Annotated in this window: 12 protein-coding genes; 5 read left to right on the top strand and 7 right to left on the bottom strand. The window is 47.0% G+C overall.

Going from position 1 to position 14,866, the window contains the following annotated elements; genetic code table 11:
• Positions 1-416: 416 nt before the first annotated feature.
• The gene (locus tag A596_RS22810; protein WP_084128726.1) at positions 417-4,334 is read left to right on the top strand and encodes an EAL domain-containing protein; all 3,918 of its coding nucleotides are present in this window, start codon (positions 417-419) and stop codon (positions 4,332-4,334) included.
• Position 4,335: 1 nt separating this feature from the next.
• On the opposite strand, the gene queC is transcribed toward A596_RS22810, so the two are convergent.
• Both queC and queE read right to left on the bottom strand, forming a co-directional pair.
• A complete protein-coding gene (queC, locus tag A596_RS20380) occupies positions 4,336-5,028 on the bottom strand; it encodes a 7-cyano-7-deazaguanine synthase QueC (RefSeq protein ID WP_039918330.1) in 693 nt (230 codons plus the stop codon).
• Positions 5,029-5,074: 46 nt separating this feature from the next.
• On the bottom strand, positions 5,075-5,725 hold the full coding sequence (queE, locus tag A596_RS20375; RefSeq protein WP_039918328.1) for a 7-carboxy-7-deazaguanine synthase QueE: 651 nt from the start codon (positions 5,723-5,725) through the stop codon (positions 5,075-5,077).
• Between the two features lie 217 nt (positions 5,726-5,942).
• Here queE and A596_RS20370 point away from each other — a divergent pair, with 217 nt between their 5' ends.
• Positions 5,943-6,260 (top strand): hypothetical protein, encoded by a 318-nt coding sequence (locus A596_RS20370; RefSeq protein WP_052417746.1) that lies wholly within the window; start codon positions 5,943-5,945, stop codon positions 6,258-6,260.
• Between the two features lie 3 nt (positions 6,261-6,263).
• Here the strand turns inward: A596_RS20370 and A596_RS20365 are convergent, their stop codons facing one another.
• A complete protein-coding gene (locus tag A596_RS20365; protein ID WP_039918326.1) occupies positions 6,264-7,349 on the bottom strand; it encodes a diguanylate cyclase in 1,086 nt (361 codons plus the stop codon).
• Positions 7,350-7,538: 189 nt separating this feature from the next.
• A complete protein-coding gene (corA, locus tag A596_RS20360; RefSeq protein ID WP_039918323.1) occupies positions 7,539-8,495 on the bottom strand; it encodes a magnesium/cobalt transporter CorA in 957 nt (318 codons plus the stop codon).
• A gap of 204 nt (positions 8,496-8,699) precedes the next feature.
• On the opposite strand from corA, the gene A596_RS20355 reads away from it, so the two are divergent.
• Complete coding sequence (locus tag A596_RS20355; protein WP_039918321.1) at positions 8,700-8,999, top strand: hypothetical protein; 300 nt, start codon at positions 8,700-8,702, stop codon at positions 8,997-8,999.
• A 64-nt stretch (positions 9,000-9,063) separates the two neighbouring features.
• Here A596_RS20355 and grxD read toward each other — a convergent pair whose 3' ends face one another.
• Positions 9,064-9,381: a Grx4 family monothiol glutaredoxin gene (gene grxD / locus A596_RS20350; RefSeq protein WP_039918318.1), complete on the bottom strand. Its 318-nt coding sequence runs from the start codon at positions 9,379-9,381 to the stop codon at positions 9,064-9,066.
• Positions 9,382-9,616: 235 nt separating this feature from the next.
• On the opposite strand from grxD, the gene A596_RS20345 reads away from it, so the two are divergent.
• Both A596_RS20345 and A596_RS20340 read left to right on the top strand, forming a co-directional pair.
• Positions 9,617-11,128 (top strand): ATP-binding protein, encoded by a 1,512-nt coding sequence (locus A596_RS20345; RefSeq protein WP_039918316.1) that lies wholly within the window; start codon positions 9,617-9,619, stop codon positions 11,126-11,128.
• A gap of 25 nt (positions 11,129-11,153) precedes the next feature.
• Positions 11,154-11,816, top strand: a complete 663-nt coding sequence (locus tag A596_RS20340) for a response regulator (RefSeq protein ID WP_052417745.1) — start codon at positions 11,154-11,156, stop codon at positions 11,814-11,816.
• 216 nt (positions 11,817-12,032) lie between these two features.
• Here A596_RS20340 and A596_RS22385 read toward each other — a convergent pair whose 3' ends face one another.
• Together A596_RS22385 and A596_RS22380 are read right to left on the bottom strand one after the other, a co-directional pair.
• Positions 12,033-13,631, bottom strand: coding sequence for a methyl-accepting chemotaxis protein (locus tag A596_RS22385; RefSeq protein ID WP_052417744.1), 1,599 nt, complete (start codon positions 13,629-13,631; stop codon positions 12,033-12,035).
• 40 nt (positions 13,632-13,671) lie between these two features.
• Positions 13,672-14,787: a carbohydrate porin gene (locus tag A596_RS22380; protein ID WP_152600247.1), complete on the bottom strand. Its 1,116-nt coding sequence runs from the start codon at positions 14,785-14,787 to the stop codon at positions 13,672-13,674.
• Between the last annotated feature and the right edge of the window lie 79 nt (positions 14,788-14,866).

Raw genomic sequence — 14,866 nt, 5'->3', positions numbered from 1 at the left:
CAGCGACCAATTGGTTAAAAGCCAACTGCTCTACCGACTGAGCTAACGACCCTAAATGCGAGGCGCGTATAATAATGTTTTGAACTGAAAAAACAAGCATTTTTTTTGAAATAGTGCACAATAGCGCTCAGGCAAAGACAGCTTGGTTATTAAAGAATCTTTTTGCCAGCTTTATCAACAACGGATTTCCAAAAGACCTGAACGCCGAAACAACGGCGGTAAGGATATGCGTCTTGATGGAATTTGCGTAAGGAAAAACTTTCACGACACAGGTGCCAAAACTAACCTATTCTTAGAAAGCCTTATGGTCTAAAGATATTCCTGTGAACGGCAGAAAAAATCTAAGGCGCGTTGCAGGAACGACAGATCAGATTGCCTCTATAAGGTTTGGTCCAAGTCGATAACGAGACAGATGCATGCTTTTTGCCTCACCCGGTGAAAGAAGTTCTCAGTCCACTCTCCCCAGGTCAAGCCAGCTATTACTGGTTTTCCTGGCCTATTGCCTTACCGGCTGGCTCGGCCTTTGTGTTCCGTTTGAAAATGATAAGGTCACACTGTTCTGGCTTCCCAGTGGTATTGCCGTAGCCGCGTTTTATCGTTGGTCAACGTCGTTATGGCCCGGCGTATTTTTAGCCGCACTATTACTCAATCTGGTCACCGGAACATCTTCTTTACTGACCGATGTATTATTAGCGTCCACTAATACATTGGCTCCGCTGATAAGCGCCTGGCTATTGCGCTGGGCCAATTGCAATATCGCTTATTTGCACCGGGCCAAAGCACTTTGTTTTCTGACGCTCAGTTCAGTAGGCATGTTGGTGTCTGCCATTAGTGGTGGAGTTATCCTTAGCCTGCAACAGCACAACTCATTAGAATCTGCCTTTTACATTAGCCTTGTATGGTGGATGGGTGACAGCTTGGGGGTATTCCTCGCCACGCCACTACTTGCCAATATCAACAAAGCGCACATCGATAAAATTCGCACCCGCAAACTGGATTTCTTTATTGTTTTTTCCATCAGCCTGATCGTTGGCCTGGTGTGCTTTCCACTAAACAACTATACGGACAACATCCACCTGCCCATCGTATTTGTCAGTTTTGTATGCGTCGCCTGGGCAGCGCTTCGTTTTGGCTTACCCGGTTCTGCACTAACCACCATGGGCTTCAGCTTTCTTTCCACCTGGTCCACTGTCCATCAGTTAGGGCCATTTGCATTACCAGATTGGCAATTAAGTTATTGGGTAATCTGGATCTACACCGCCAGCATGGCCATTTTGGGATTAATGATTACCGCAGCGCATACCGAAATTGCCACCACTGCGTTCAAATTGGGCGAGTCCAACCAGGAACAGGAAGAGCAAAAACAATACCTGGAAGCCGTGCTCCATGCGATTCCCGATTTACTGTTTGAAATCGATCGCGAGGGGCAAGTCATTTCCTTTAATGGCGGCAACGAGCACCACACCTTATCCGCCCCCGCGCTGCTGGGGAAAAACCTTTCCGAAACATTGTCATCAAGCTCGGTATCCGTATGGATCAGCGCATTAGGCGAGGCGGATAATTGGGGAATATCCCAAGGCAAAAGCATTATGATCGAACAAGGCGACCAGATTTTCTGGTATGAATTGTCGATCGCCAAACGAGCGGGATTGCGCCGCGAAGAAGATCGCTTTATTTGCCTGGCGCGCGACATCACCAAACGCGTACACACCCATCAAGCTGATCTCGCTAACGAACAGCGTTTCCGCAATATTTTTGAAACAACGCGCAACATCGCGGTACAAGGTTACAACCGTTTTCATGAAGTTATTTTCTGGAATAAAGCCAGCGAAGACCTTTATGGGTTCACCGCTGCGGAAGCGATGGGAAAAAAACTGGAAGATTTAATTATTCCGGAATTTATGCGCGAGATGGTTTATCAGGGAATTGAAGATTGGCATGAAAAAGATGCAGCTATTCCATCCGGAGAGCTTGCTTTGCTCGGAAAAAACGGCAACGAAGTCTGGGTTTATTCCAATCATGTATTAATTGATGCACCCGATCACAAGGAAATGTATTGCCTGGATATCGATTTGGGCCCACAGCGCAAAGCGTTGCTACAAGTTGAACAGGAGCTTGCAGAACGCAAACAAATTGAAAATGCATTGCGGCAAAGTGAACAGCGCCTGGAAAGCGCACAACTCATGGCACGAGTTGCGCATTGGAGTTGGAACCCGACCACTGATAGCTACAGCTTTAGTCCATCCATGCATGACATATTTTCTCTTCCCATCGAAAAACTGCACGGCAGCATGCGCAATTTCATTGCTGAATTTATTCACAACGAGGAACATGAAAGCCTGCAAAGCGCCCTGCAAGACAGTGTCACCCAACAAAAAGCAATTAGCCTGGAAATCAGATTGGAAATTGCCAACCAGAAATATTGGGTGCAACTTCAGGGCGATAGAATAATTAATAACGGTAAAGCCCATATTCAAGGGACAGTGCAAGACATTACCGAGCGCAAAGGACTGGATCTGGCACTGGCAGCGGCAGCTGCCGATGCCGCCTCTGCACCCGATTTTTTTATCACTATCCTAAAAGCATTGGCGGATGCACTCAGCGCAGAACATGTGCTCATCAGTTTGATTAATCAGGATGATCCGACCCAAGCAACAACCCACACTTATTTAAAAAACGGCGTACTCCAAGAAAACTTCCAGTACGTCTTGCGCAATACACCGTGTGCCGATGTCGTCGCGGAAAACTTGTGTTTTGTGACTGCCGATGCAAGCAAACGCTACCCCGATGATGAAATGTTCCGCGCACTTAACATCGAAAGTTACATGGGTGTGGGTATTCGCAATGCCAAAGGAAAACCCGTCGGTATATTGATGGTGATGACTGAACAAGCCATGTCAGTCACACCGCAAATCAGTTCGTTATTGCTTATTTTTGCTGACCGTATCGGTGGCGAATTGCGCCGCGCACAGGATCAGGAAAAAATTTACAACCTCGCGTTTTTTGATCCGCTAACCCATCTGCCCAACCGGCGAATGTTGCAAGATCGATTGAAATTATTAACCGCGCAAAGTGCACGCACCAATCAACATGGCGCACTGTTGTTTATTGATATAGATCATTTCAAATTATTAAACGATACCCGTGGTCACCATATTGGCGACCAATTATTAGTGCAGGTTGCCGAGCGCATAAGCAGCGTAATCCGCTCCACCGATTTAGCCGCACGCCTGGGTGGCGATGAATTTGTGGTGGTGTTTGATAATCTCGGGGAAGACGCAGAAGCTGCTGCATTGGAAGCGAAAAAGCGTGCGGAAGAATTGCATAATTTAATTAACCTGCCCTACCCGCTGATGCAATCGGTCTATCACTGCACGATCAGTATCGGCGTGAATTTATTTAAAGGGCAAACCCGCACTATTGATGATTTACTTCGCCATGCCGATGTGGCGATGTACCAGGCAAAAGACAGCGGCCGTAATGCAATTCGTTTTTTTGATCCGAACATGCAATCACGCCTGGAAAAACGCGCCGCTATCGAGGCGGATTTGCGCACAGCCTATGAGTCCCACCAACAATTGATTCCTTATTACCAGGTGCAAATTGATCATCACAATAAAGCCATCGGTGCAGAGTTATTGCTGCGCTGGCTGCATCCGCTGAATGGCATGGTTTCACCGGCGGATTTTATTCCCGTCGCCGAACAAACCGGTTTGATCGTCAATATTGGCCGCCAGGTTATTCGCCATGCGTGCGAACAACTCCAGCAATGGAGCAACAATCCGGCATTTGCGAATTTAAGTATTGCGGTAAATGTCAGCCCGATTCAGTTTAATCAACTGTATTTTGTTGAAGACGTTTTGCAAATCGTAAAGACCAGCGGTATAAATCCGCGCTTGTTAAAGCTGGAACTTACTGAAAGCTCACTGTTAAAAAACGTCGATCAAAGTATTGAGAAAATGCAACAACTACAGGATGAAGGTATCGGTTTTTCCATGGATGATTTTGGAATCGGTTATTCATCGTTATCCTATCTTAAACGTTTACCATTGGGGCAATTGAAGATAGACCAAACGTTTGTACGCGATATTGCCATTGATCCCAACGACGCAATTATTGCACGCACGATTATTGCCATGGCGCAGAATATGAATTTGCAGGTGATTGCAGAAGGCGTGGAAACTGAAGAACAAAAAATGTTCCTGGAACAAAATGGTTGCACAATGTTCCAGGGTTATTTCTTTGGCAGGCCACTGCCGATACAGGAGTTCGAACAACAATTGTTAGCGCGCAACTATGTTGCCGTCGCAACACCAGCAAAAGCGCTGCAATAAGTTAAGCGCGATAACGAGTAGGATCAGCCACACCCGCCTGGACAAAGCCGATTTTGCGCAAGCGGCAACTATCGCACTTGCCACAAGCTTCACCTTGTTCATTTGCCTGATAGCAGGACACTGTAAGGCTATAATCCACCCCCAACGCAATTCCCTGTTGAATAATTTCCGCTTTGGTTAATTTAATTAATGGTGTGCGTATATGTAATTTATTGCCTTCCGCTCCAGCGCGTGTAGCAAGGTTCGCCATGGTCTCGTAAGCAGCAATATATTCAGGGCGGCAATCGGGATAACCGGAAAAATCGACCGCGTTTACGCCGATAAAAATATCATCGCACCCCAACACTTCTGCCCAGCCTAATGCAATAGATAAAAAAATCGTGTTGCGCGCCGGCACATAGGTGATAGGAATTCCACCCGTTTCCTCTTCCGGAACGGCAATGGTCTCGTCGGTTAATGCAGAGCCGCCAATCGAACGCAAATCCAGTTTAATGACTTTGTAATCTGCACTGCCCAAAGCTTTTGCGGTGCGCTCGGCAGCGAGCAATTCCGAGCGATGGCGCTGGCCGTAATCAAAACTCATGGAATAGCATTCGTAGCCTTCGCTACGCGCTATAGCCAGGACAGTCGTGGAATCCAAACCACCGGAAACAAGTACAACGGCTTTTTTGGATGCAGGGTGAGTTTGCGACATTAAAAATTACCTACAGAAAATCAGAGCACGGCAGAAAAAATGTTGCTTAATGACCCGGAGAGTCATTCCATAAAATTTTGTGCAATTGCAATTGAAAACGCACTGGCAAATTATCAGCGAGTATCCACTCAGCCAACTCCAGCGGGGTGATCTGGCCAAAACTGGGCGAGAAAAGCACTTCTGCCACTTTGGTGTTTAATTGATACTCGTCGAGCTTGAAGCGCGCCCACTCATAATCTTCACGATTACAAATAACGAATTTGACCTGGTCCTGCTGACTAAGCAGTGAAATGTTTTCCCAGCGATTACGCCCGACCTCGCCCGAACCGGGAGTTTTTAAATCCATCACCTTAACCACACGCGGATCAACATCATCCACTGGCAGCGCACCACTGGTTTCCAGTGAAACGCTATAACCGGCATCGCACAACAGCCCAAGCAAGGTCAGGCACTCGCGCTGGGCAAGTGGTTCACCGCCAGTCACACAAATATATCCAGGTTTATAAGCTGCAACACGTGCGAGGATTTCATCCAGCACCAGGCGCTCGCCGCCATAGAAAGCGTATTCGGAATCACAATAACCGCAACGCAAAGGGCAACCCGTCAAGCGCACAAATACTGTTGGCAACCCCACAGTACTGGATTCGCCCTGCAACGAATAGAAAATTTCAGTGATTTTAAGGCTGGCTTGAGTCATAACTACAACGCGGAAAACGGCGGGCGATTAATAGATGCGCAGTTTACCGGAAGGCGGCGCGCGATGCGAGGCGCGGAATTTAACGACAGTCATTCGTTATACCAATATTGACGGGAATTTGATCTATCTGCTTCCGGACTGTTATGCTGGCAGGCCGCGTTTATGTTGAAATAACCTTTTTTTCCCTACTTTTGGCTTAACAGGTCGTTTGGATTCCATGATCAAACCCACAAAAACCCGCCGTCAGCTGCATCAGGAATTGGAGGAACAAATCCGCCAATATCTGGACGGTGGAGGTCATGTCAATGAAGTTCCGCGTGGACTAAGTGGCCGTATGGATCCGACTGGCCCCCTCGTAGCCCTCTTTGAGGGCACAAGTCAGGAAGACCGGACTCCGTTACCGGAAGTTGTCGCCGCTATTGAAGCGCGCAAAAAGCCTGCGCTTACTCTGAAACCCAAAAAACCAAGGCCGCGCAAAAAAGTTATCCTCGACGACTTTGGCCAGCCACTACGTTGGGAATGGGTTGAAGAATAAGTCCTACGCAGTAGCGATATCAGCCTTGTAGAGCCCACTACAGGACAATACAGTTTTATTACGCCCCTCTTCCTTAGCGGCATACAGCGCTTGATCAGCGGCGCGAAACCAATCGCTGTAGCTCTGAAACCCGGCATGATAACTTGCCACCCCGAGGCTGATAGTGCAGCTCAACCCTGTCGCACCTTTGTCTGTATCAAAATGTGCCAGTTGCACCAGGCGACGCAATCGCTCTGCAGTCGCATATGCAGCTTCCTTATCGGTGTTGGGCAATACCAGCGCAAATTCTTCGCCGCCATAGCGCCCCAATAATTCACTTTCGCGCAAGTTCAACCGCAATAAACGGGCGATCTGTTGCAGCACCTGATCTCCAGTCAAGTGTCCATGGGTGTCATTGATGGATTTAAAGTGATCCACATCCAGCAAAATCAGGGAAAGCGGCTGGGCGCTACGCCTGACCATCGCCATCAGATCCGAGACTCGCGTTTCCCAGTAATGACGGTTATAAAGCCCCGTTAAGCCATCCACCCGGCTTATTTGTTTCAGTAATTCCTTTTGTTTGTGGAGCTGGATGGCGAGGCGATAGGTAATCGAACCTATGGCGACCGGATAAGCAACCAACATAGGCAGGCAGGCAAAAACGATCAATTGGCCTGATACCAGGTTCAGTTGCCAGCCAAACACCAGCAAGCCTAACGCCAATCCCGCAACACTTCCGACGACGCCCTTGAGAAATAAACGTACACCGCCGGCAGCAATATTATTCATCCATAGCATCATAATAATCATGCTGCTGGCGAGCGGATTGAACCCCATGGCAGCCACCCAGAAACCACCGCTGGTACTATCAAATAGCAGATGTTTTCGCTCGGTCTGGAACGGTGCCTGACTCCGTAATGCTTTGAAATATGCCAGATGTGGCCAGATAAACCCGTTAACCGCCCACAACGCCCAAAAAAACAACGGGTGTTGCTGCGGCAGCAATGCCGCACCAACGGCCAAAGCGCCCAATCCCAAACCCAAGGCTCGCGCGGGATAAACCCGCTTCACAAAGCTCAGGCCCCTGCCAGTTTCTTCTTTTACGCTCAATGCTGTGATCCGCTGTAGTAAGTACCCCGATACCATTAATCCTAGTGTATTTTGGCGCCAAATAAAGTATCACCATGGGCATAAACGTAACTTTTTTACACAAAATCCCTTACACAATATTACAGGGCAATAAAAAACGCCGTGGAGCTTGCGGCTCCACGGCGTTTTTTAGATCGACACCAGGGGCGATTACAACCAATCCTTGCGCTTGAAATACCAATAAGGCAACACTGCTGATAGCAGCATCAATAGCACCGCCACTACAAACCCGTACTTCCAATCGGAATGGGGGATATATTCAAAGTTCATCCCGTAAGCACTAGCAACCACGGTTGGAGGCAGGAACACCATGGCCGCGATAGAGAAGATTTTAATAATCTGGTTTTGTTCGATATTGATAAACCCCTGGGTCGAGTCCATCAGGAAGTTAATCTTGTCGAACAGGAAGGCCGTATGCGACATCAGGGTATCCACGTCGCGCTTGATCTCACGCGCGGTTTCCTGCAACTCAAAGGATTCGCGCAGGTGGCGCTGCAAAAAGGAAATAGAACGCTGGGTGTCCATCAGGCACAAACGGATTTTCCCGTTGCTATCTTCCAGTTTGGCCAATTGGTCAATCGCATCTTCCAATTCGGCCTCTTCATCTTCCAGCACCATGTGGCTGACTTCTTCCAATTTGCGATGGATGTCTTCGAGCACGTCCGCCAGGTTCTCCACTTTTTGTTCAAACATAGTGACGAGCAAACCTTGCGGGGAAGTAACATGGATCTGCCCCGCGCGCACGCGCATACGCAACAAACGGAAGTCGGCAAGATCGCCATCGCGCACAGTAATCAACCGCTTGTCTTGCAAGATAAATGCAACAGTCGCCGTGCTATGGCGACCGGATTCACCGGGAGCAAGGAACAACGAGTGGACGTGAATGCCTACTCCATCCTGGAAATAGCGGGCCGAGAACTCAATCTCTTCCACATCATCGGATTCCGGCAATTCGGCACGCAGGAAAGTATTTAATTCTTCACGTTCTTCATCAGAGGGTTCGCGGGCATCAATCCAGAGAGCGTTATTCAGCGCAAGGCGGGTATTCTCATCCGGCTGCTTGTCTTCGCGCAGCGTATTACCTTGTACTTTAAACATTCTCAACATGGATGTTTTTCTCCTCTGGAAACTAACCGATAGCTCAAAAAAAACCACCGGGACGCGCAAAAGCTGGCAGGTTTATAGCACACGCCGTTAAAACTTAAAGTATTTTATTAGGTTTTAGCGATAAATCGATATGTGGATTATGAAGTCAGGAAAAAAAATCCGGCATCTGCTAAGGTAAATCGATTATTTTCCAGAGCAATCGTTATGCAAATTCGCCAGGTATCCGCCGCGCTGGACCATAAACTCGCGCAACTGGACAAAAAGCTGAAACAACTTGAACAAGAACAGCGCGAAACCCCCAGCCCAACGTTGAATCAGGATATTGAGGCCCTGCAACAAGTACGTGAAAAACTGCAAAAATCCAAAGCGCTCGCCTGGCGCGCCCATGAATTACAAGATCAAAATGATGAAGCCAAACGCGCACGCCAACGCTTGATCGGACTGTCACTGTGCGCAGTCAGCTTGCTGGGTACTGCTATTTTGCTCTTTTTGGCCCTGGTGTAAACGCCCCAAATAAAGCAAAAGCCAGGGAAGTGCGCGGCCTCCACTATGGGAGGCCACTTTAGTATTAACCCGCAACAGCTGCGTCAATCAGGGGTTTCAACTCACCCTTTTCATGCATTTCAGTCACGATATCGCAACCACCGATCAACTCGCCCTTCACCCATAATTGCGGGAAAGTCGGCCAGTTGGCGAATTTGGGCAATTCGGTACGGATGTCCGGGTTGCTCAAAATATCCACATACGCAAAACGCTGACCACACGCCATCAGGGCTTGGGATGCGCGCATGGAGAAGCCGCATTGAGGGGCACTGGGTGAGCCTTTCATATACAGGATCACCGCATTTTCGCTGATTTGTTGTTTGATCGTTTCTAACGTGTCCATCTTTTATCTACCTCGATAATCTGCCGGGACTGAATTCATGAGGGAATCCCCTCTAAAGACTGGTGGAGGAACAACGGTACAGACCGTATATCCGAGTAATTTGCTCAAGTATTACCATTTTACCCCAGTCATCGCAGTCAGGCCAATCTCCCCGGGTTTGCCAAACCGGCAATTTTGCATATTCTGTCAATACCACCCGGTTGTTTCCCCAGCTGTTTAAAGGTTGTTTGTTACTGTGAAATTCAATTTACGCATTCAAGTATTTTTGGTGTTTGCCTTTTTTGCCGTGCTCCTGACCAGCGGTTTATTTTTGTATTCACGTTTGAGTTTCGAACGCGGCTTTAACCATTACATGGAGCAAAAGGAAACCGCGCGCAATGGCCGACTCATTAATGCCCTGGAACGCCAATACCGTATGACAGGCAATTGGGACGCGTTCAAAATAAATCGCAATTACTGGGAATTATTTGTGTGGCAATACACTACAAACCTACGTGAGCGAGGCGAGCGTCCGATCCCATTTCCATTACCGCCAGAATTCAATAGCAATTTCGACAACAATCCCGATAATGATCGGGAACGCTTCTTTCTTCATCGAGATACTCAAAATAATCGCCAGCGTGCGCCACAAAATATGGATGACTTTTTGCGGCACCAACCCTACAAGCGTTTTATTTTATTAAATGAAAAAAAGAAAGTAATTGCGGGAAAGCGCTGGCGTAATGAAACCTACTTTTTTAGTGACCTTCATACCATTGTCGATGGCGAAGAAAAACGCGTTGGCTATTTAGGCACCCCGATGAATCCGGCATTGCGCGATTTACGCGATAATGAATTTGCCAAACGCCAGCAAAACCATTTTTTAATTATGGCTATGGTTGCATTAATAATTGCACTAGGCTGTGCTATTCCATTGTCTTACTTATTTACCCAGCGAGTAAAACGCCTGGCGGCGCATGTGCAACGATTAAGTAGTGGCGATTATCAACAGCGCCTGACACCGAAAGGCCAGGACGAAATATCCACCCTTGCAGAAAACCTTAATCACCTTGCGCACACATTGGAGCAAACCGAACAAGCCCGCAAGCGCTGGGTTGCTGACATATCCCATGAATTGCGGACACCGCTCGCAGTATTAAAAGCAGATTTGGAAGCACTTGAGGATGGTGTACGTAAATTTGATAATAAAGCCATCGCCCGCTTGCAAAAACATGCAACACGGCTGGCAAGTTTGATTAATGACTTGTACCAATTATCGCTTACCGATATCGGCGCCATGAGCTATCGCAAGCAAGAGTGTGATTTCAGCGAAATCCTCGAAGAAACCAGCACTTCGTTGCAATATAAACTTGCCCAGGCAGGCCTGGTACTGGAACAACACATCAGCAAAGAGCCGCTATGGATTTTCGCCGACACTGAACGGTTACAACAATTGTTATTGAACCTATTCAATAACAGTATCAATTACACCGAAGCACCGGGAATAATAAAAATATCGCTCAGCAAAAAGGAAAACACGGCAGTATTGGTGATGGAAGATTCTTCTCCCGGGGTAGATCCGGAATTGCACGAAAAGCTTTTTGAACGCCTCTATCGTGCTGAATCATCGCGCAGCCGCGAAACTGGCGGCGCCGGGCTAGGTCTGAGTATCTGCCGTAATATTGTGGAGGCTCATGATGGGCAAATCAGTATTAGCAGCAGCGAGCTCGGGGGTTTGAAAATTACCATTGCTTTACCATTACAGTAACATCGCTATCACAGGTATCAGTAGTATGAATATTTTAATTGTGGAAGATGAAATTGACCTCGGTGAAATTCTTCAGGATTACCTCACCAGCGAGAACTTTTCAGCGACTCTGGTCAGCGACGGCGAATTAGCACTGCAAAAAATCCTCACCGAAAAATGGGATTTGGTGTTGCTGGATTTAATGCTGCCAAAGCGCGATGGTTTAAGCATTTGCCAGGAAGTGCGCAAAACATCGCAAGTGCCAATTATTATGACGACCGCCAAAGTAGAAGAAATTGATCGTTTGCTGGGGCTCGAACTGGGTGCTGATGATTATATTTGCAAACCCTTCAGTCCGCGCGAAGTCATCGCCCGCGTAAAAGCAGTTTTGCGTCGCACAGGCAAAACCGAAGCCAATGAAGAAGAAGGTTTACGTTTGGACAAAGAACGCCAATACGCATGCGTGGGTGATCAATGCGTTGAACTTACCAGTATCGAGTTTCGCATTCTGGAAACATTATTGTTAAACAAACAACGCGTAATTTCGCGCGATACGTTACTGAAAAATGCTTACACTGACCACCGCATTGTGAGTGATCGAACAATGGACTCCCACATCACAAAATTGCGCAAAAAAATACAACCTATTTGCAATGAAGACATCATTCATTCGGTGTATGGCGTAGGTTATCGCCTGCAAATTTCCTGATTACTTATACCCCGCTTTATAGCCATGGAAGGCTTCAACTCACAGGTTTTCTCCGTAAAAATTGCCATTTTCCTTACACATTTTTCGCTTCCACAGTTTTTCCATAATTGATCATTAATCTTTTCACAATCACTGTCGCATTCTCTTTCCATTGGATTGCACGCTGCCAATTGCGCTATATCAACTGCAAGGTGTTGCGACTTTTTCACAAAAGTATCAGGTGCGAAACTCGCGCAACAAACCATCCAGCTTACGCGCTTCAAGCTCCAAATGTTCACGCGAGCGCGAGACTTGTTCGCCAGCGTCTTGATTACGTCGTGCCTGTTGCAAAATAGTATTCATACTTTGCGTTATTTTTTGCATGGAATGTTTTTCTTCTCCCGTAGCCGAGGCGATTTGCGTATTCATTTTCTGGATTTGATCCACTGCCACGACAATATTAGAGAAAGCACTGGATGTATCCGAAATTCGCTCTTTGATGACTAATGCTTTCTGTTGGGCATCACCCATGACTTCCACCGCTTTACCAGACCCGGAAGTCAAATTGGCGATAATTGTTTCAATAGCTTTGGTGGATTCCTGGGTTCGCGACGCAAGGCTGCGCACTTCATCCGCTACCACTGCAAACCCGCGCCCGCTTTCGCCGGCACGCGCTGCTTCAATCGCCGCATTCAATGCCAGCAAATTGGTCTGTTCCGCAATACTACGAATCACCTCCAGCATTGAGCCGATATTGCGACTATCCGCCACCAACGCAGAAATAACTTGCGAGGCTTTATCTACTTCACGAACCACTTCATCAACACCTTGCTGTGCCGATACCACCACATTATTTCCAGCGCCAGTGGTATTGGTTGCTTGAATAGATGCATCACTCGCTTGTACAGCGGCATCCACCACTTTATCCAGCATGGAAGAAATTTGGTCCACCGCCGAAACCACATGGGAAATTTCAGAGAATTGAACCTCAATACCTTTTGCGGTTTGATCAATCGATTGGGTTATTTGCACACTCGCTTCCGTTAACGATTTATTACTCTGTTGTGCCTGGCCAATTAAATGTTGCAACTTGGCGACGAACAAATTAAAAGCATGCGATAAACGCCCCACTTCGGTATTCCGGTTTTCGCCGCTCAAGCGTGCCGTTAAATCGCCAGAACCCGAAGCCAATTCGCGCAGGTTATCGGTGACTTTCGATATGGGTTGTACAATCACTTTATTGGCAAATATAAAAATGACTATTGCTAACACCACACTGACCGACAGCGCACCTAGCAATTCAATTTTTGCCAGTGACTGCACATGGGCCACGTTCCCCGTCTCACCTTCAACTTTTCCATCTGCATCTTCCTCCATCTCTCCAATAAACGCTAATAACTGATCCATTAAACTATTTAACTGCTGATATTCTGCAGCAGCTTCATTTCCAGTTTTTAACTTTTCCAGTAATACATCACGTGTCTGATGAAATTGATTTAACAGTTGGTCAAGGCGAGCAACTATAGCGTCGCCCATTAACCCGGTGTTTTTCATACGCTCCAATGCCTGATTTTCCATGGCAACGGCAGCATCAAATTGCGTTTGTATTTCCGCAAAGTTTTTTTCGCGGTGATACATTTTTTGCAATGCAATGATTTGCGCCTGTAAGCCTATCTGCCCTTCCATTGCACCATCGGCCGCATTCCAGGCAGGCCCTGAAAGATAATCCAGCAAGCTGCCAAGTTTATGTGTTGTGCTCAGACCAACAAAAGTGTTGATTCCGATCAAGGCAACAAACCCAACGACAACCCAAATTATTGATTGTTTGATACTCATTCCTTCCTCACTTGCTTAATATTGCGTTTTGCAAATACCATTAAAATTCAATGTAAACGCGCGCACCTAGAGCCACCGCGTTATCCAGTGTTTCGTCCATTGAAGGGTGTTGAATGTAATACAAGCTGGCTTGCGCACTTAAATGATCAATTACCGGTGCGAAATAACTTAATTCCCACGCGGTTTCCGCACGCTCAAGATCAGTATGGGTTTCAAGGTAAGGATCGCCATTGCGCGCATGCGCTACCGCCAAACCAAAACCATCGCCATCTATCCAGAAACTGTTAAACGTAATGCCGGTGCCGGCGTAATATTCCAATTGATTGTACAAATCGTCAGCGCGGCCCAGCTGTAAAAATACACCCGCCACATCATTAATATTTTTTTCCGCAATAATGTACACACCGGTGTTCTCATCATTGATATTGCCATTGACCGGATTTTCAGCGTCGGCAGTTTGCTGCCATGCACCAATGGCAATTTTATCCAGGGAGTCGTTTGCCCATCCCCATTCAAGCGCACTGAATACACCATCACCGTGATTAAATTGAATGTGGGTGCCACGCGGATTATCCGGGTCGCCAGGCACACCGTCATAAATAGCAGCCAGCAGGTATTGATGCTCGCCTTGAAACGTAAAATGCAAGGCGGTCGACGTGGTAGAAAAAATAGAAGGGACTGCTTGTGATGTATCCGGCCCTATACCAAATGACGGATGACTATATAAGCTCGCAAATTCCAGTGAATAAAATGTAGAGTTGTAATCATGCAAGCCAAATAAAACGTTAATGCTGTCATTGGCAAAACTATGTTGGTACCAGAATTCATAAATTTTCAGGGATTCATCAGTAGCAATATTGGAGGTTCCTTGCATATCACCAATGTATTCCGATGGATCTTTACCTGTATCACCCAATACGTAAACAAACCATTCACCATTGCTCCACCAATTTGCCTGGTCAGTATTAATAGCAAGTGTGATATCCAGGTTAGCAAGCTCACGCGTACCCTCCTTTATACCGCCATCCAGATTGGTTACTGATTCCAGGGTTAAGGCGCCAGCCCAGGAATACGCCTCAGCTTTGGCAGCATCTTTCGCAAGCGCAAAAGGAACACTGCCACATAGCACCAGAACAAATAACAAGGATTTATGCATGATTTTGGATTTCCCTTTACCATCAGGATCCACCAACAACCGGATCGAATCTTGAGTATAGACAGGGAAATCTCACGCC

Source organism: Cellvibrio mixtus subsp. mixtus J3-8 (assembly GCF_000766945.1).
GTDB lineage: Bacteria > Pseudomonadota > Gammaproteobacteria > Pseudomonadales > Cellvibrionaceae > Cellvibrio > Cellvibrio mixtus_A.
This window is presented reverse-complemented; position numbering and strand designations above follow the sequence as displayed.